Below are 16313 nucleotides of genomic sequence, written 5' to 3' on the forward strand. Positions count from 1 at the left end.
CGGCAATCTTAATCGTCCTGTTGCGGCAGCGCGTACGCGATCACGTGGTCGCCCCGCGGCGTCTCCATAAAATGGTGGCCGCCGGTCATGATCACGAGGAATTGGCGCCCGTTCGCTTCGTACATCATTGGATTGGCTTGCCCGCCCGCGGGTAGGACATCGCTCCAGACCGTCTCACCGGTTTCGAGGTCGATGGCGCGGATCAGATTGTCCGTGGTCGCCGCGATGAAGATGAGGCCGCCCGCGCTCACCACGGCGCCGCCATTGTTCGGCGTGCCGATCCGGAGCGGCAGCATCGAGGGAATGTTGAACGGCCCGTTGCGCCGCGCCGAGCCGAACGGCCGATCCCAGATCGTGCGCCCGGTCGCGAGTTCGATCGCGCGGATGCCGCCATAGGGCGGCTCCTTGCACAACAGATTTGTCGCCGGCATGCGCCAGCCGGCGTTCACGTCGATCGCGTAGGGCGCTCCCGCCTGCGGATCGCCTTCGCCCTCCGCGCCGCCGAGCGAACCGCCGCGCGCCTGCTGCTGTTGCTGCTCTTGCGGCGATCCGCGCGGAAACCAGCCGCGTTGGTTCGCCTCGCGCCGCGGCACCAGGCGGTTGCGATTGGGCATGTCGTTATAGTTGGCGACGATCACGCCGCGCACCGGATCGACGGCGATGCCGCCCCAATCCGAACCGCCATTGTAGCCCGGATATTCGATCCAATGCCGGTCCGTGGTCGGCGGCGTGTAGATGCCTTCGTACGCCGCTTGCCGGAACTGGATGCGGCAGAACATCTGATCGATCAGCGACATGCCCCACATGTCGCGTTCGGTCAGATCCGGCATGCGCAAGCTGTGATAACTGGAGAACGGCTGCGTCGTCGCCCGCCGCACCGGCTCGACGCCGCCGCGCGGCGCTATCTGCTGTGAAACGCCGTGCAGCGGCACGCCGGTGCGCCGATCGAACACGTACATCTCGCCTTGCTTGCTGGCGAGGATGACAGCCGGCACGACGCCGCGCGGCGTCGGCAGATCGACCAATGTCGGCTGCGATCCGAGATCGTAGTCCCACACATCGACATTTACCGTGCGGAAATGCCAGCGCGGCCGCCCCGTCGTCACATCTAGCGCCACCAGCGAGGCGGTGTACTCGTCCTCCGCCGGCGTGCGCGTGCCGCTCCAATAATCGACCGCCGAATTGCCCATCGGCAGATAGACCAGCCCCAGCGCTTCGTCACCGGTCGCGGTCGTCCACATGTTCGGCGTGCCGCGCGTGTATTCCTGTCCCGCCGGCGGCGCGCCGCGCCATTCGGGATGGGTCATGTCCCAGGCCCAGCGGAGCTCGCCGGTCACGGCGTCGAAGCCCTGGATCACGCCGGACGGCGCATCGAGCGTCTGCCCATCGAGCACCTGATGCCCGGTCACCACCATGCCGCGCACGATCGCCGGCGGCGAGGTGATCGACACCATGCCCGGAATCACCTGGCCCATGCCGCGCTTGATGTCGACGGCGCCGTTCTCGCCGAAATCGGCGCACGGCTGCCCGGTGCGCGCGTCCACCGCTATCAGTCGCCCGTCGAGCGTGCCTTCGATGATGCGCGTCGCGCAGGCGGCGTTCGCGGCTGCGCCCGGGCGCGCATAATAGGAAACGCCGCGGCAGGCGGCAGTGTAGGGGATCCAATCGTCCGACACGTGCGGATCGTGCCGCCAGCGCTCCCGGCCCGTCGCAGCATCGAGTGCGATCAGGATGTTGCGGGCGGTGCAGAGATAAACCGCATCACCGATCTTGATCGGCGTCGTTTCAGCGCCCCATTTTTCCTCCGGCAGATCGCCGGTGCGATAGACCCAGGCGCGTTCGAGATTGCGCACGTTGTCAGGCGTGATCTGCGTCAGCGGCGAGTAGCGCCGCGCCGCATAAGTCGCGCCATAAGCGGGCCAGTCGGCGCCGACGTGCTGCAGCGATGGATCGCTCATCGGCGCCTCGATCGGCGCCGGCATCAGCCCAGGCTCGTCGGGTCGGTTGGCGATGCCGACGGCGATCAGCAGCAACACCGTGAACGCCGCCCAGGCGCCGGCGCCGAGGAGTCTTTGACGCTTTCCGTGCTCGCGGTCCAGCGCCGGCATCGCCAGCACGACGAGCAGCAACAGCACCAATGGACCGACCAGACGCGGCACGAGCGCCCAACCGTTTTCGAGCCCGACTTCCCAAAGCGCCCAGATCAAAGTCGCAACAAATACGGCGAAGTAGATCCAGGCGCCGATCATCCGCCGCTGCATCAGCGGAATGGCCGCCGCGATCAAACCGGCGCCGGCGAGAAAGTAATACCAAGAGCCGCCCAACGCCGCGAGCCATAGTCCGCCGATGAGCAGCGTCACCCCGACCAAGCCGATGATCGCGCCCAGCGCGACGACCGCCCAGGCGCCGCGCGAATGCGGCTTCGTCCAGCTCAGTCTCATGGCGGCGCCACGCTCCATTACCGCAGGCGCAATGCGAGTGGGCGTTCTTTGTTCCTAGAACAGGCGCGTAAACAGGAGCCAGAATGCGCCGCCCATGACGCCGGCGCCGATCGTCAGCAGAACGCCGTCTCGCGCCGTCAGCCCCAGGCCGAAAAACGTGATCGCCAGCCCCGGCAGCAGCGGCGCGATCGGGATGAGCCCGAGCGGAAACGTGATCAGCGCCGCCAGCACACAGAGCAGCGCCACGACGATCACCCAAGGCGGCTTGGTCAGGAATTGCAGCCGCGGCCGCACGACCGTGTCCACCGCCCGCGCCGTCGGCCGCGACGCTTGCAGAAACTGTCCGAGCTTCTCTTCAGACAGTTTCATGTCGAGCGCTTTGCGGGGCAGCCACGGCGTCTGCTTGTGAAACGTGAGCTGAATCGCGATCAATAGAGTCACGACGGCGAACAGCCACGTCGAGCCCGGGATCAAGGTCGCGGGCGAAACCGAGATCAGCCCGATGATCAGCAGCAGCGGGCCGTAAGCGCGCCGGCCGATGACTTCGAGCACGTCGCGCAACTGGACGTCGCCGCCGCCGTTGCCGTTTCGCCGATCGTCGTCGATCTTGTGCTGGAGCGCGTCCAAGAGCGACGTCAAATTGTGCACTTCGGATCGGCGCCGGGCCATGCGTCCTCCGCTGCGGTAAACCTCGCGCCGATGCGCGCTGTTCCTAGGCCGGCGGCAGCAGCGCCGGCAAGCTCTGCCACAGGATCGCGACGATCCCGATCACGGCGCCGGCGATGGAAGCCGAGCGCCAGAACCGGTCCACCTCGTCCTCGCCGCGCCGCAAGCTGAGGCAGAGCAGGGCCAGAACGCCGACGAACGCGAGCCCCGATCCTCCGATCAGCCCCCGCGCCAGCGGCGTGCTTTCGCCGACGGCCTGGATTGAGATGCTCGCGACCGCGTAGATCAGGCCGAAATGCGCTGCCCAGAGCAGCGGCCCGGCGAGCAGGATGAGCCAGCGCACCATCGCTCACACCGCCAACGGAAACGCGCGCGTCAGCAGCAGCGCGAGCAACGCCTGCGCCGCCGCATACGCGGTAAACAAGCCGACGCTCTCCATCGTCGCCGGCCGCTCCCGTACCAGCAGCCCCGCCCACCAGCGCGCGACGAGATAAAGCGCCATCAAAGTCGAGATTGTCGCGAACACCATGTCCCAGGCCAAGAACATCGCGATCAGCGCATCATGGCTGTTGAGCTCCGGCGTCAGCCCGCCGCCGCGCCAGCTCGCGGTACTGATCCAAAGCTCGGCGGCCAGCGCAATGACAGCGACGCCAACTAGCGCCATCGCGCCCACCGGCGTCGAGCGATAAAGCCGCACGCCGAAAACCGCGCATCCCAGCGCGACAGAAGCGAGCGCGCCGCAAGCCCACAGCGCCGACAACGGCGGCGGCGCCGGCCAGTGCGCCGCCTGCGAACTCCAGATGAAGATGTAGGAAAAGCACATCATCGCGAAGATCATGCCGGTCACCGTCAGCAGCACGATCATCGCCCACCAGCTATGGCTGCGCGGTCCGCTGGAATAGGTCGGCACACGAATGCCCGCGCCGATGTCGGCGCTCGCCTGCTTCATCGGCAAATCGTTCGCCCACACCCAGCGCACGATGCAGACGATTGCCGCCAGCCCATTGAGCACGGCGAGCGCATAGAGCTTCACCGTCAGCAGCAGAAAGAAACCCGCCGTGAACAAAGCGGCGCCGAAATGAAACCAAGACGGTCCCGGCATGCGCTGCAGATATTGCGGCTCAGCGTTGATCGGACTCGTCACGATCGTCTCACGCTCGCCGGTCGCCGAGTTCGGCAGGAAATAGCGCCCGTCCTCGACGTCTTTCGAAAGGTTCGAATCGTCCCAGAGCGGATAGCGGCTCTTGATCACCGGAATCGAGCGCGTCGAATAGAGCTCCGTCGGCAGCCATTCCAGCGTGCCGGCGTTATAAACGTTGCCGGCGCCTTCGCCGGTGCTGAAGCGGAAGTTGCGGACAAGATCGATCACGATCACCAAAACACCGGCGCCGATCATGAACGAGCCGATCGTCGAAATCTGGTTCGGCAGCGTCCAGCCGATATCGGGATAGGTCCACACCCGCCGCGGCATCCCCATCAAGCCGGTGAGATGCATCACCAGGAAGGTCACGTGCATGCCGACGAAAATGAGCCAGAACGCAACTTTCCCGAGCCGCTCGGACAAGCGCCGCTTGCTCATCATCGGCGCCCAATAATAGAAGCCCGCCAGCAGCGGAAACACCATGCCACCGATCAGCACGTAGTGGAAATGCGCCACCACGAAATAGGTGTCGTGCGTCACCCAGTCGAACGGGACCATCGCCAGCATCACGCCGGTCAATCCACCCATCACGAACACGACCAATCCGCCGATCGCGAAATAAGCCGGCGCGGTCCAGCGTATCTTCCCCGCCGCGAGCGTTGCGATCCAGGCGAACACCTGCAGCCCCGCCGGCACCGAAACCGCCATGCTCGCCGCCGAGAAGAAGGAGGTGGAGATCGCCGGCAGGCCGGTCGTGAACATGTGGTGCACCCACACGCCGAACGAAATGAAGCCCGTGGCGATGATCGCCAGCACGACCAGGTTGTGGCCGACGAGCGGCCGTTGCGCCACCGTCGGAATGATCATCGAAGTGATCCCCGCCGCCGGCAGGAAAATGATGTAAACGTCCGGGTGGCCGAAGAACCAGAACAGGTGCTGCCAGAGCAGGGGATCGCCGCCGCGCAGAGCGTCGAAGAACGGCCAGTTCAACGCCCGCTCCAGCTCGAGCAGCAGCGTGCAGAGGATGATCGAGGGAAAGCCGATCACGATCATCGCCGCGAACACCAGCATCGACCAGGCGAACACAGGCAGCTTGTCGAGGCTCATGCCGGGCGCGCGCGTTTTCAGAACGCCGACGATGATCTCGATCGCGCCGGCGATGGCGGAGATCTCGATGAAGCCGATGCCGAGGAGCCAGAAGTCGGCATTGATGCCGGGCGAGTAGGCGCTCGAGGTGAGCGGGGGATACATGAACCAGCCGCCGCTCGGCGCGAGGCCGAAGAACAGCGAACAGAAAAACGCGAGGCCGCCGATGAAATAAGCCCAGAACGCGTAAGCCGAGAGCCGCGGAAACGGCAGATCGCGCGCGGCCAGCATCTGCGGCAAAAGCAAAATCCCCAGCGCCTCCACCGCCGGCACGGCGAACAGGAACATCATCACCGAGCCGTGCATGGTGAAAATCTGGTTGTAGGTCTCCTCGTCGAGAAAGCCGTTCAGCGGCAGCGCCAGCTGCGTGCGCATCAGCAGCGCCAGCACGCCCGCAAGGATGAAAAACAGAAAGGCGCCGCCGACATAATAAATGCCGACATAATTGTTGTTGACGGCGGTGAGATATTCGAGCCCTTTCGGCGCGCACCATATGCGCTTCAGCTCTTCGACCTCTTCCGCCGGCCGTTCCTCCTTGGTCGGGAAGCGCTTGTAGAGGTCGGGATCGAAGCCGGTTTCGCTTCTCACCTGAGGCTCTCCAGATAGAGCGCCAGCGCTTCGCGATCTTCGGGCGGCAGCGCCGCATATTGGGGCATCCGCACGCCGGGCTTCAATTCGTCGGCGTCGGCGATCCACAGCCGCAGCATGGTCGGCTCGTTGGCGAGAATGCCTGCGCCCAACGTGCGCCGGCTGGCGAAATGCGTGAGATCGGGGCCGAGCGCGCCGTTCGCGTTCGCGCCGCGCACCGCGTGGCAGGCGCCGCAGCCTGCGCTGTCGAACAGCTCGGCGCCGCGCCCGCCGCTCGCCGCCGCCGGTGCAGCTTGCGCCGCCATCCACGCGTCGAACGCCGCCGGCTCCATCGCCACCACTTCCAGCGCCATCAGCGCATGCGCCGCGCCGCAATATTCCGTGCATTGGCCGCGATAGACGCCCGGCGCGTCCGCTTGTAGCCGCAGCACGTTCATGCGCCCTGGAATCATGTCGAGCTTGGGCCCGAGGCGCGGAATCCAGATGCTGTGAATCACGTCCGCCGAGACGAGTTCGAGCGTCACCGGCTCGCCGGCGGGAATGCGAATCTCGTTCGCCGTCTCGAACGCCGGCCTGTCCCCATCATAATAGGTGATCCGCCACCACCAGAGTTCGCCGCTGACGCGGATGCGCCGTTCGCCGGCCGCGGGCGGATCGAGCACGCGCGCCGTCGTTGTGAGGCCATAGATCAACAGCGCGCTCAGCACGATCACCGGAAACGCGAAACCACCGATCACGATCGCCTTGCGCCCGCCGAGCCACTCGCGCCCGCGCCCGCTGACGGCGACCGCCAGCAGCGCCAGCACGATCGCGAGCACGACAACGCCCATGCCGATCGCCGCCCAAGTGATCTCGGCCAGCGGCGCCGCGAAGGGGCCTGCTGGGTTGAGCGTCGGCGGCGGCCAGGTCGATGTTGAGGTCGAATTGTTCAGCTGCGCCCTCCGCGGCTCTCGAAGCGGAACACATCGGCGTACCGCGTGTTCCCGAGCGATGGCGGCGAAATGGATGTTGGCGTTCGCGCTGCTTGCGCTGGCGGCCGCCTGCGGCGCCGGCCCGGTGCGCGCGCCGCCGCAAATGTCGGGCGAGGTGATCGCCTTCGGCGGCGGCCCGAGCGGCGCGCACAATGCATGCTTCACCTGTCACGGGCTGGAAGGCGAGGGATCAGGTTTCGCGCCGCGTCTCGCCGGCCTCGACGCGGGCTACCTTGCCAAGCAGCTCGACGATTATGCGCGCGAGTTTCGCCCCGACGACGAGATGACGCCGATCGCCAAACAGATGAGCGACGCCGACAGGCGCGCCGTCTCGCTCTATTACGCCTCGCTTCGGTATGAAGCGCCGGCGATCACGGCGCCGCCGCCCGCCATCTACCTGCATGGCGATCTGTCGCGCGGCGTCCTCGCCTGCGCCCGCTGTCATGGCGACAACGCCGCCGGCCGCGGGCCCGGCTATCCCGCGATTCACGCGCAGCCCGCCGAATACACAGCCGAACAGCTCCGGCGCTGGAGGCGCGGCAAGCGGCGCAATGACGGCGCCGATATCATGGGCCGGATCGCGCGCGGATTGAGCGAACAAGAGATCGAGGCGCTGGCGGATTATCTCGAACGCGGCGGCTGAGGCGTCTGCTTTTCCTTCGGCCGATCGAGATTGCCGCGCGTGAGATGGCGCTTGGCCGCCGCTTCACTCAGCAGCACCGGGACCATGCGCGCCAGCACATCGTCCTGGTTGATGAAGTGGTGGTGCAGCGCCGCGCCGATATGCATCGCCAGCAAACCCATGATCGCCCAGACCGACCAGAAGTGCAGCGTTTCCGCCCATTGCTCCAAGTGCGCGCGCTCGACGAAACCGAGCTCGGCGACAAACGGCAAGCTGGGCAACTCCAGCCCGAACGCCATGCGGATGCTGTCTCCGCCTGCCGCAGAGAGCATCAGCCAGCCGGTGAACGGCAGCACGAACATCAGCACATAGAGTCCGACGTGCACCGCCTGCGCGGCGAAGTGCTGCCAGCCCGGCATGTCTTCGGGATCTTCCAGGTCCGGCAGGATAAACGGGGCGATGCACCGCCAGCCGGCGCGCATGAAGGCGAACACGAGCAACACCGCGCCGACGAGCGCGTGAACGCCGTAGGCGTCGAGCTTGTCGTACCCCGCCGGCAGCCAGCTGGTCCGCCACCCCCACCAGAGCTGAAACAGCACCATGGCCGCCATGGTCCAGTGGAAGAAGATGCCGATCGGGTGATAGTGCGAGCGCGTGACCTCGCCTTCTTCCCTAGACTGCTGAGCGGCGTCGGCGGCTGTCATGGCAGAGCGCCAACCCGGCCGGCAAACGCCTGTTCCGGCCGCTACCGGCATGTGCAGGTGCAGCAACAAGGACGTGCCGCCAAGGGCTGTTATTCCGGCATAGGGTGCCCGCCACGGCCCAATTTACAGCAACGTTCTTCGGCATTTGGCCCGTATGTTGCGTCAATCGCGCGTCTGAGTATTTTGCGCGCCAAATCAGAGGGCGGCGTGGCCAGCGTTCGCCCTGGGAGTGAAGCGTCCATCATGAAAACCTCACGCCGCCGGGTCGTCCTCGCGCTCGGAGCCGCCATGCTTGCCCCGCTCGGGGCGGGCGAGGCCGTTGCGCAAAACCCCAGCCGCGCCGACCGCGCTTTCGAGGCGCTCGGCCGCCGCTGGCTCGATCGCTCGATGCGCTATTCGCCGGTCTCCGCTACGACAATCGGCGATCACCGCTACGACAACCGCGTCGATGACGTCAGCGCCGCTGGCCGCAACGCCGCGCTCCGCTTCACGCAAGACACGTTGCGCCAGCTCGAAGGCATTGACCGCAGCCAGCTCTCCCGCGCCAACCAGGTCGACGCCGCGATCCTCGAAAACAATCTGCGCGCGCAGATCTGGCAAACCGAGACGCTGCAGAGCTGGGCCTGGAATCCGCTCGGCTACCAGGCGCTCGCCGGAGGCGCGCTCTACGGTCTGATGGCGCGCGAGTTCGCGCCGTTGCCGCAGCGCCTGCGCTCGGCCATCGCGCGCATGGAGCTGATCCCCGATCTGTTGCGCAAAACGCGCCAGGAACTCGTGCCCGCACGCGTGCCTGTGCCGTACGCCGACACGTACGTGGCGCAGAACCGTGGGCTGAAGTCGATCGTCAGCGGCATGATCGAGCCGCACAAGGGCGAGCTCTCGGCCTCCGACCAGCGCCGCATGGAGCGCGCCATCGCCGCGTTCAACGCAGCCGTCGATGAGCACCAGGCCTGGATCGAGCGCACGCTCGTCCCTGCCGCGCAGGCTGATTTCCGCGTCGGCGCCGAAGTTTTCGACACCCAGCTCGGCTTCACCTTGATGTCGACGATGCCGCGCGCGGAAATCCGTCGCCGCGCCGATGAAGCCGTGCGCAACGTGCGCGCCGAGATGTATCGGGTCGCGAAGATTGCGCTTGAAGGCGGAAATGTTCGCGGTGCTTACGACGGGATCGGCGAGACAAGCTTTCCAACGCCGACTCCAGAGGAACAACAGGCTACGATCCGCGCTGCACTTGATCTCGCTGCAAACGACCGTCCGGCGCGCGATCAGCTGGTGGAGACCGCCACCAACGCCACCGAAGAAGCGCGCCGCTTCGTCATCGAGAAGGATCTCATTACACTGCCGGAAGGGCCGGTGCGCGTGATCCTGATGCCGGAATTCCAGCGCGGCTACGCCGTCGCCTATTGCGATTCGCCCGGCCCGCTCGAACGTCACCTCGAGACGTTCTACGCTGTCTCGCCGATCCCGGACGATTGGACCGAGGAGCAGACCGTTTCGTTCCTGCGCGAGTACAACAATCGCGGCACGCTCGACATCGCCGTGCACGAAGCGATGCCCGGACACTACGTCCAGATCTATCACTCCAACCGCTATCCCTCGACGCTGCGCGCGGTGCTGGGCTCCGGCTCGTTCGTCGAAGGCTGGGCGGTCTATGCCGAAGAGATGATGGTGCAGGAGGGCTTCCGCGCCGACGATCCGCTCTTCCGCCTGAGCCAGCTGAAGATCCAGCTGCGCACCATCACCAACGCGATCATCGACCAGGCCATCCACGTCGACGGCATGACGCAAGAAGAGATGATGCGCTTCCTCACCGAAACCGCGTTCCAGGAGGAGCGCGAAGCGGCGGGCAAGTGGCGGCGCGCGCAGATCTCCTTCACCCAGCTCTCGACCTATTTCGTCGGCTTCCAGGAGCACCTGGAAACTCGCGCTGAAGCCCAGCGCCGCGCTGGCGCCAATTTCAATCTCAAAGCCTACCACGACGGCGTCTTGTCGTTCGGCTCACCGCCCGGCCGCTTCGCCCGTCAACTGCTTCTGGAAGAACCGATTCAATGATCGATCCGAAAACCAATTCCGCGTTCGACCGGCACGAAGACGTCGTCTTCGTCGGCGACGAGCAACTCGGCTATGCCGGAATCATCGCCATCCACAACACCGCGCTCGGCCCCGCCGCCGGCGGCTGCCGCATCTGGACCTACGCCAAAGTCGAGGACGCGCTCACCGACGCGCTCCGCCTCTCGCGCGGCATGACCTACAAGAACGCCATGGCAGATCTGCCGCTCGGCGGCGGCAAGGCCGTGATCTACAAGATGGGCGCCGACCGCGCCGCCTGCTTCGAAGCATTCGGCCGTGATGTGGAAGCGCTCGGCGGCCGCTACATCACCGCCGAAGATGTCGGCGCCTCGGTCGCCGACATGCGCGCCATCGCTCGAACCACGTCGTATGTCGCCGGCCTGCCCACCGAGGAAGGCCAAGCCGGCGGCGATCCCTCGCCGGTGACGGCGCTGGGCGTCTTCGTCTCGATCAAGGCGCTGCTAGGCGGTTCCGTGCAGGGGCGCACCATCACGGTGCAGGGCGTCGGCTCGGTCGGCTTCAATCTCTGCAAGCTGCTTGGCGACGAGGGCGCAAAGTTCATCATCGCTGACGTGAACGAGAAGAACCTCGAACGTGCGAAGGCGCTCGGCGCCGAGATCGCGGCGCCCGACCGCATCCACGCAGTGAAGGCTGATCTCTTCTCGCCGTGCGCGCTGGGCGCGGGCCTCAACACCCGCACCATTCCCGAACTCGGTGCGCCGATCGTCTGCGGCGCCGCCAACAACCAGCTTGAAACCGAAGAGGACGGCGCCCGTCTCGTCGCCCGCGGGATCACTTACGCGCCGGACTACGTCGTCAACGCCGGCGGCATCATCAACGTCTCGGCCGAGTATCTCGGCGAGCCGGCCGATGTCGTCGACGCTCGCGTCCGCGCCATCGCCACGCGCCTGACGCACGTGCTGGATGTGGCGAAAGCCGAGAACATCCCGCCGCACCAGGCCGCCGACCGCATCGTCCGCGAACGCATCGCCGCCGCGAAGAAGAACTGAGGACAGTATGAGCCCGCGCAAATCGAACGCTCTCGATCTGCATATCCCTGCGCCGCGTGCGCGGCCTGGCGACAAGCCCGATTTCAGCGGCTGGTCATTCCCTGAGCCCGGCGACACGCCGCGTCCGGACATCGACGCGCCGGCGCTGGAATTGCGCGACTACGCCTACGGCCTTGTCCGCGTGCTCGACATGGAAGGCAACGCGCTCGGCCCCTGGACGCCGCATATCCAGCCGGAAACGCTGCGCCGCGGCCTCAAATACATGCTGCTCACCCGCGCCTTCGATGACCGCATGTACCGCGCCCAGCGCCAGGGCAAGACCAGCTTCTACATGCAGTCCTTCGGCGAAGAAGCGATCTCGGTCGCGCAAGCGCTCGCGCTCAATCCCGACGACATGTGCTTCCCTAGCTATCGCCAGCAAGGCATCCTGATCGCGCGCGATTATCCGCTGATCGAGATGATGCACCAGATCTACTCGAATGCGCGCGATCCGGTGAAAGGCCGCCAGCTGCCGGTGATGTATTCGTCCAAGAAGGACGGCTTCTTCACCATCTCCGGCAATCTCGCCACCCAAGTGCCGCAAGCGGTCGGCTGGGCGATGGCGTCCGCATACTCCGGCGATCTGCGCATCGCCTCGACCTGGCTCGGCGAAGGCTCGACCGCCGAGGGCGACTTCCACGCCGCGATGACGTTCGCCTCCGTCTACAAGGCGCCCGTCATCATCAACGTCGTCAACAATCAGTGGGCGATCAGTTCGTTCCAGGGCATCGCCGGCGGCGAGAACACCACCTTCGCCGCGCGCGGGGTCGGCTACGGGCTGCCGCCGCTCCGCGTCGACGGCAACGACTTCCTCGCCGTCTACGCCGTCACCCAATGGGCCGCCGAACGCGCGCGCTCGAATCTGGGTCCCACGCTCATCGAGCACTTCACCTATCGCGGCGGCCCGCACTCCACCTCGGACGATCCCTCGCGCTATCGCCCGGCTGAAGAGGGCCGCGCCTGGCCGCTCGGCGATCCGATCGAACGCTTGAAGCAGCACCTCGTCTCCATCGGCGAATGGAGCGAAGAGCAGCACCGCCAGGCGCAGGAGGAAGCCGTCGAAACCGTCCGCGCCACCGGCCGCGAAGCAGAAAAGGTCGGCGTCCTCGGCGCCGACGGGGCCCACCCGCGCGAGAGCATGTTCGAAGACGTGTACAAGGACGTGCCCTGGCACCTCCGCCAGCAACGCGAAGAAGAGGGCGTCTAATCCCATGGCTGCCATGACCATGATCCAGGCGCTCAACTCCGCGCTCGACACCATGATGGAGCGCGACTCCAAGGTGCTCACCTTCGGCGAGGACGTCGGCTATTTCGGCGGCGTGTTCAAAGTCACCGAACACTTGCAGCAGAAGTACGGCGCCAAACGCTGCTTCGACGCGCCGATCAACGAGTGCGGCATCGCCGCCACCGCCATCGGTATGGCCGTCTATGGCCTCCGCCCGGTGATCGAGATCCAGTTCGCCGATTATATGTACCCGGCCTACGACCAGCTCGTCAGCGAAGCCGCGCGCATCCGCTATCGCTCCGCCAACGACTTCACCGTGCCGCTCACGGTGCGCATGCCCTATGGCGGCGGCATCTATGGCGGCCAAACCCACAGCCAGTCGCCGGAAGCTTTGTTCACTCACGTCGCCGGCCTCAAGACGGTGATCCCGGCCACGCCGTACGATGCGAAGGGACTTCTGATCGCCGCGATCGAAGACGACGACCCGGTGATCTTCCTCGAGCCGAAGCGCGTCTATAACGGCCCATTCGACGGCCGCCGCGATCGCCCGGTGCAGCCCTGGTCGAAGCATCCGGCCAGCGAAGTGCCGGAGGGCTATTATTCGATCCCGCTGGGCAAGGCCAACATCGTCCGCGAAGGCCAGGACGTCACCGTCCTCTCCTACGGGACCATGGTCCACGTCGCGCTCGCCGCCGCCGAAGATTCCGGCATCGACGCTGAAGTGATCGATCTGCGCACGTTGCTGCCGGTCGATATCGACGCGATCGTGCAAAGCGTCGCCAAGACTGGCCGCTGCGTCATCGTCCACGAAGCCACCCGCACGTCCGGCTATGGCGCCGAACTCAGCGCACTGGTGCAGGAGCATTGCTTCTATCATCTTGAAGCGCCGATTCAGCGGGTCACGGGCTACGATACGCCCTATCCGCACGCGCTCGAATGGGAGTATTTCCCAACCCCGCCGCGCATCATCAAAGCCATGCGTCGCGTGATGGAGGGCTGAGACGTCTCATGGGCCAGTACGTTTTCAAATTGCCCGACGTGGGCGAAGGCACCGCTGAAGCCGAGATCGTCGCCTGGCACGTGCGCGTGGGCGATGTCGTCCAGGAAGACGCCCCGCTCGTCGATGTGATGACCGATAAGGCGACAGTCGAGATGACCGCGCCCGTCGCCGGCAAGATCGTCTCCATCCACGGCGAACCCGGCGACATGGCCCCCGTGGGCGGCCCCATCGCCGTGTTCGAAACCGACGCGGAGTCATTCTCCCCCGCGAGCGGGGGAGGCGGCGAGCGGAGCGAGCCGGAGGGGGTAAGTCCGCCAGCCGTCGCGCCGGCCCCTCTCAGTCATCACGCTTCGCGCGCTGACAGCTCCCCCGCAAGCGGGGGAGCAAATGCGCCCAAACCCAAGATCAAAGCCCCCGCGGGCGCCACCTGGTCGGAAGACGAAGTGCAGGCCGCCATGCAAGGCGCGCCGAAGGCGCAATCCGTTCCCGTCGCCGCCATGTCGGGCGCCAGCAAGCCCGCGCCGAAGCCTGCGCCGTCGCAAGCCGTCGCCCGTCCCGAACCGCGCGACGCCGCCGTGAAGGAATGGAGCCAAGCCCAAGCCTCGCCCGCCGTCCGCGCCCGCGCGCAGAAGCTCGGTCTCGATCTCGGCCAAGTTCGCGGCACCGGCCCCGACGGCCGCATCACCCACGAAGATCTCGACGCCGTGCTCGTGCCCGCCGTCGGTTCGCGCCGCGGCACGGCGCTGGCGGAAAAGAACGGCGTCGAGCCGGTGAAGGTCATCGGGCTGCGCCGCAAGATCGCGGAGAAGATGCAGGACGCCAAACGCCGCATTCCGCACTTCGCCTATGTCGAAGAAGCGGACTTGACCGAGCTCGAAGAACTCCGCGCGCACTTGAACGCCACCAAGCGCAACGAGCAGCCCAAGCTCACGCTGCTGCCGTTCCTCATGCGCGCGCTGGTGCTGGCGCTGCCCGACTTTCCGCAGATCAACGCCCGCTTCGACGATGAGCAGGGCGTGGTCTATCGCCACGACAATGTCGACATCGGCATCGCCACACAGACCGATAACGGCCTCATCGTCCCGGTCGTCCGCCACGTCGAAGCGCGCGACGTTTGGGATTGCGCCGTCGAAGTTTCGCGTCTCGCCGCCGCCGTGCGCAACAACAGCGCCGGCAAGGACGAGCTCTCCGGCTCCACCATCACCATCACCTCGCTCGGCGCCCTCGGCGGCATCGTCACCACGCCGGTAATCAATCACCCGGAAGTGGCGATTATCGGCGTCAACAAGCTGGTCGAGCGCCCGGTGGTGAAGAACGGCCAGATCGTCGTCCGCAAGATGATGAACCTGAGCAGCTCGTTCGATCATCGCGTCGTCGACGGCTACGACGCCGCCGCCTTCATCCAGCGCGTCAAAGGCCTGCTCGAACACCCCGCGGCGCTCTTCATCGAGCGCTGATGTCGGACAAGCCCGAAGACTATTTCCCGGACTCGCCGTTCATGCGCGGGCTGCCGCCTTTGCGCATCCCGGGCGGCTGGAACATCAGCTGGAACAACCTCGATATCAACAGCAAGCCCGAAGACGGCGACCTCGGCGGCTCATCGCTCTTCTACGCCGTCAACGAAGGCACGCGTTTCCTGATCGACGTGATGTTCCGCCCGGAGTTCGATCCCAACGGCAGCTTCATCCTCGAGATCACCTACCGTCCCTGGCCCCGCACAGAAAAAGGCCGGCGGCGCAAGGACGTCCCGTTCAAGTTCGCGACCGACGACGAAGTCGTCCACACGTTCGAGACCCGCTCCATGCCCGAACTGCTCGACCAGCTGCAGCACTGGATCGCCCGCTGCAGCATCTGGGTGCGCGAGGGGCATTAGCGCAGGCGCAGCTAGAGGCGTCGTTCGATGCCTACATCTCTATCCGTCTCGCCGCCGCGTTGTCCCGGATAAGGATGCGCGAGCATCTCGCCGTACTCTTCATCGACCGCCGACGCCGCCGTGATCGCCGCGTCGGTGCGCCTCATGCCAGAGGCGAACGCATCCGCCGCGCGCAGCAGCGTCTCCAGCACCACGCCGAACGCCACGTGCGCGACAAGGCCCCTCGCATGCGTGCGCCAGTGATAGTCCTGCGGCTTCGCCGCAAGGCCGATCACCGTGTTGAGCCCTTCGTCCTGCAGCAGGAACAGCGCCGCGCCGAACGCCGAGCCGTAGCCAGCGCTCAGCCACGGAAAGCGCCGCCGTAGCGCCGCGTACGGAAGCGCCGCGGAAACGCCCATGCCGTAATGCACAGCGTTGCCCAGCGCCGTCGGGTTTGGATAATCGGGCTGACCGGGGGGCTCGCGCCCGAGCGCCGTAGCGGCTCTGTCGATCAGCGTATGTGCAGGATCGGTTCCGCCGCGCACGGCGCGCGTCTTTTCGCGCAGCGCTTCCGGTTCGCGATTGTAAAGGAACCAATCCACCCGATCGAGCGCCCACACGGCGGCGGCGCCCGCGAGCGTCCCCAACGCGAGATCCAACGCAAGGTTTTGCTGAGCCATCTGAAGCTTCCCGGTCGAAAGCGCCGGAACAGGCGCAGTGCGCCCCGCCTAGGAGAAGACGCGTAACCGCCCCGGCACGTTCCGTTCGCCCCGCTTAATGCGCCGAAACCCGGAGCGCCGGCTCCCGACACGACGGGATGAGGGGATAGAGCCGCACT

General features: G+C 66.1%; 14 protein-coding genes. 7 read left to right on the forward strand and 7 right to left on the reverse strand.

Features of this window, described 5'->3' with window-relative positions:
* Nucleotides 1–8: 8 nt before the first annotated feature.
* The 5 genes from VEA80_RS06840 to VEA80_RS06860 are packed head-to-tail and all read right to left on the reverse strand — an operon-like array spanning nt 9 to nt 6812.
* Nucleotides 9–2441 carry a membrane-bound PQQ-dependent dehydrogenase, glucose/quinate/shikimate family gene (locus VEA80_RS06840; protein WP_325059957.1) on the reverse strand — a complete coding sequence of 811 codons (2433 nt, stop codon included), beginning with the start codon at nt 2439–2441 and terminating at the stop codon, nt 9–11.
* 54 nt (nt 2442–2495) lie between these two features.
* On the reverse strand, nt 2496–3110 hold the full coding sequence (locus VEA80_RS06845; protein ID WP_325059958.1) for an exopolysaccharide biosynthesis protein: 615 nt from the start codon (nt 3108–3110) through the stop codon (nt 2496–2498).
* 43 nt (nt 3111–3153) lie between these two features.
* On the reverse strand, nt 3154–3453 hold the full coding sequence (locus VEA80_RS06850) for a hypothetical protein (RefSeq protein ID WP_325059959.1): 300 nt from the start codon (nt 3451–3453) through the stop codon (nt 3154–3156).
* A gap of 3 nt (nt 3454–3456) precedes the next feature.
* The gene (locus VEA80_RS06855; RefSeq protein ID WP_325059960.1) at nt 3457–5982 is read right to left on the reverse strand and encodes a cbb3-type cytochrome c oxidase subunit I; all 2526 of its coding nucleotides are present in this window, start codon (nt 5980–5982) and stop codon (nt 3457–3459) included.
* Nucleotides 5979–6812, reverse strand: a complete 834-nt coding sequence (locus VEA80_RS06860) for a c-type cytochrome (protein ID WP_325059961.1) — start codon at nt 6810–6812, stop codon at nt 5979–5981. Before VEA80_RS06860 ends, VEA80_RS06855 begins: the two co-directional genes overlap by 4 nt.
* Nucleotides 6813–6987: 175 nt before the next feature.
* Here VEA80_RS06860 and VEA80_RS06865 point away from each other — a divergent pair, with 175 nt between their 5' ends.
* Complete coding sequence (locus tag VEA80_RS06865; protein WP_325059962.1) at nt 6988–7596, forward strand: c-type cytochrome; 609 nt, start codon at nt 6988–6990, stop codon at nt 7594–7596.
* On the opposite strand, the gene VEA80_RS06870 is transcribed toward VEA80_RS06865, so the two are convergent.
* Nucleotides 7575–8279: a cytochrome b gene (locus VEA80_RS06870; protein ID WP_325059963.1), complete on the reverse strand. Its 705-nt coding sequence runs from the start codon at nt 8277–8279 to the stop codon at nt 7575–7577. The genes VEA80_RS06865 and VEA80_RS06870 overlap by 22 nt on opposite strands.
* Before the next feature lie 243 nt (nt 8280–8522).
* Between VEA80_RS06870 and VEA80_RS06875 the strand changes: the two genes are divergently transcribed.
* From VEA80_RS06875 to VEA80_RS06900, 6 genes are read left to right on the forward strand one after another with little or no spacing between them, the layout of a single operon-like run.
* Nucleotides 8523–10331 carry a DUF885 domain-containing protein gene (locus VEA80_RS06875; RefSeq protein WP_325059964.1) on the forward strand — a complete coding sequence of 603 codons (1809 nt, stop codon included), beginning with the start codon at nt 8523–8525 and terminating at the stop codon, nt 10329–10331.
* Nucleotides 10328–11359, forward strand: a complete 1032-nt coding sequence (locus VEA80_RS06880; protein WP_325059965.1) for a Leu/Phe/Val dehydrogenase — start codon at nt 10328–10330, stop codon at nt 11357–11359. Before VEA80_RS06875 ends, VEA80_RS06880 begins: the two co-directional genes overlap by 4 nt.
* 7 nt (nt 11360–11366) lie before the next feature.
* Nucleotides 11367–12605 carry a thiamine pyrophosphate-dependent enzyme gene (locus VEA80_RS06885; protein WP_325059966.1) on the forward strand — a complete coding sequence of 413 codons (1239 nt, stop codon included), beginning with the start codon at nt 11367–11369 and terminating at the stop codon, nt 12603–12605.
* Nucleotides 12606–12609: 4 nt separating this feature from the next.
* Entirely contained in the window at nt 12610–13623 is a 1014-nt protein-coding gene (locus VEA80_RS06890) for an alpha-ketoacid dehydrogenase subunit beta (RefSeq protein ID WP_325059967.1), read from the forward strand.
* 8 nt (nt 13624–13631) lie between these two features.
* Nucleotides 13632–15080, forward strand: coding sequence for a dihydrolipoamide acetyltransferase family protein (locus VEA80_RS06895; protein WP_325059968.1), 1449 nt, complete (start codon nt 13632–13634; stop codon nt 15078–15080).
* Entirely contained in the window at nt 15080–15496 is a 417-nt protein-coding gene (locus VEA80_RS06900) for a hypothetical protein (RefSeq protein ID WP_325059969.1), read from the forward strand. Before VEA80_RS06895 ends, VEA80_RS06900 begins: the two co-directional genes overlap by 1 nt.
* 11 nt (nt 15497–15507) lie before the next feature.
* Here VEA80_RS06900 and VEA80_RS06905 read toward each other — a convergent pair whose 3' ends face one another.
* Nucleotides 15508–16155 carry a hypothetical protein gene (locus VEA80_RS06905; RefSeq protein ID WP_325059970.1) on the reverse strand — a complete coding sequence of 216 codons (648 nt, stop codon included), beginning with the start codon at nt 16153–16155 and terminating at the stop codon, nt 15508–15510.
* Nucleotides 16156–16313: the final 158 nt, after the last annotated feature.

It is taken from the genome of Vitreimonas sp. (assembly GCF_035627415.1).
GTDB lineage: Bacteria > Pseudomonadota > Alphaproteobacteria > Caulobacterales > Aquidulcibacteraceae > Vitreimonas.

Excerpts from the sequence above, each read along its gene's own strand:
- VEA80_RS06905 (WP_325059970.1), bottom strand. The coding sequence starts at position 16,155 with ATGGCTCAGCAAAACCTTGCGTTGGATCTCGCGTTGGGGACGCTCGCG.
- VEA80_RS06900 (WP_325059969.1), top strand. The coding sequence starts at position 15,080 with ATGTCGGACAAGCCCGAAGACTATTTCCCGGACTCGCCGTTCATGCGC.
- VEA80_RS06860 (WP_325059961.1), bottom strand. The coding sequence starts at position 6,812 with ATGGGCGTTGTCGTGCTCGCGATCGTGCTGGCGCTGCTGGCGGTCGCC.
- VEA80_RS06875 (WP_325059964.1), top strand. The coding sequence starts at position 8,523 with ATGAAAACCTCACGCCGCCGGGTCGTCCTCGCGCTCGGAGCCGCCATG.
- VEA80_RS06850 (WP_325059959.1), bottom strand. The coding sequence starts at position 3,453 with ATGGTGCGCTGGCTCATCCTGCTCGCCGGGCCGCTGCTCTGGGCAGCG.
- VEA80_RS06870 (WP_325059963.1), bottom strand. The coding sequence starts at position 8,279 with ATGACAGCCGCCGACGCCGCTCAGCAGTCTAGGGAAGAAGGCGAGGTC.
- VEA80_RS06885 (WP_325059966.1), top strand. The coding sequence starts at position 11,367 with ATGAGCCCGCGCAAATCGAACGCTCTCGATCTGCATATCCCTGCGCCG.
- VEA80_RS06890 (WP_325059967.1), top strand. The coding sequence starts at position 12,610 with ATGGCTGCCATGACCATGATCCAGGCGCTCAACTCCGCGCTCGACACC.
- VEA80_RS06895 (WP_325059968.1), top strand. The coding sequence starts at position 13,632 with ATGGGCCAGTACGTTTTCAAATTGCCCGACGTGGGCGAAGGCACCGCT.
- VEA80_RS06845 (WP_325059958.1), bottom strand. The coding sequence starts at position 3,110 with ATGGCCCGGCGCCGATCCGAAGTGCACAATTTGACGTCGCTCTTGGAC.
- VEA80_RS06865 (WP_325059962.1), top strand. The coding sequence starts at position 6,988 with ATGTTGGCGTTCGCGCTGCTTGCGCTGGCGGCCGCCTGCGGCGCCGGC.
- VEA80_RS06880 (WP_325059965.1), top strand. The coding sequence starts at position 10,328 with ATGATCGATCCGAAAACCAATTCCGCGTTCGACCGGCACGAAGACGTC.
- VEA80_RS06840 (WP_325059957.1), bottom strand. The coding sequence starts at position 2,441 with ATGAGACTGAGCTGGACGAAGCCGCATTCGCGCGGCGCCTGGGCGGTC.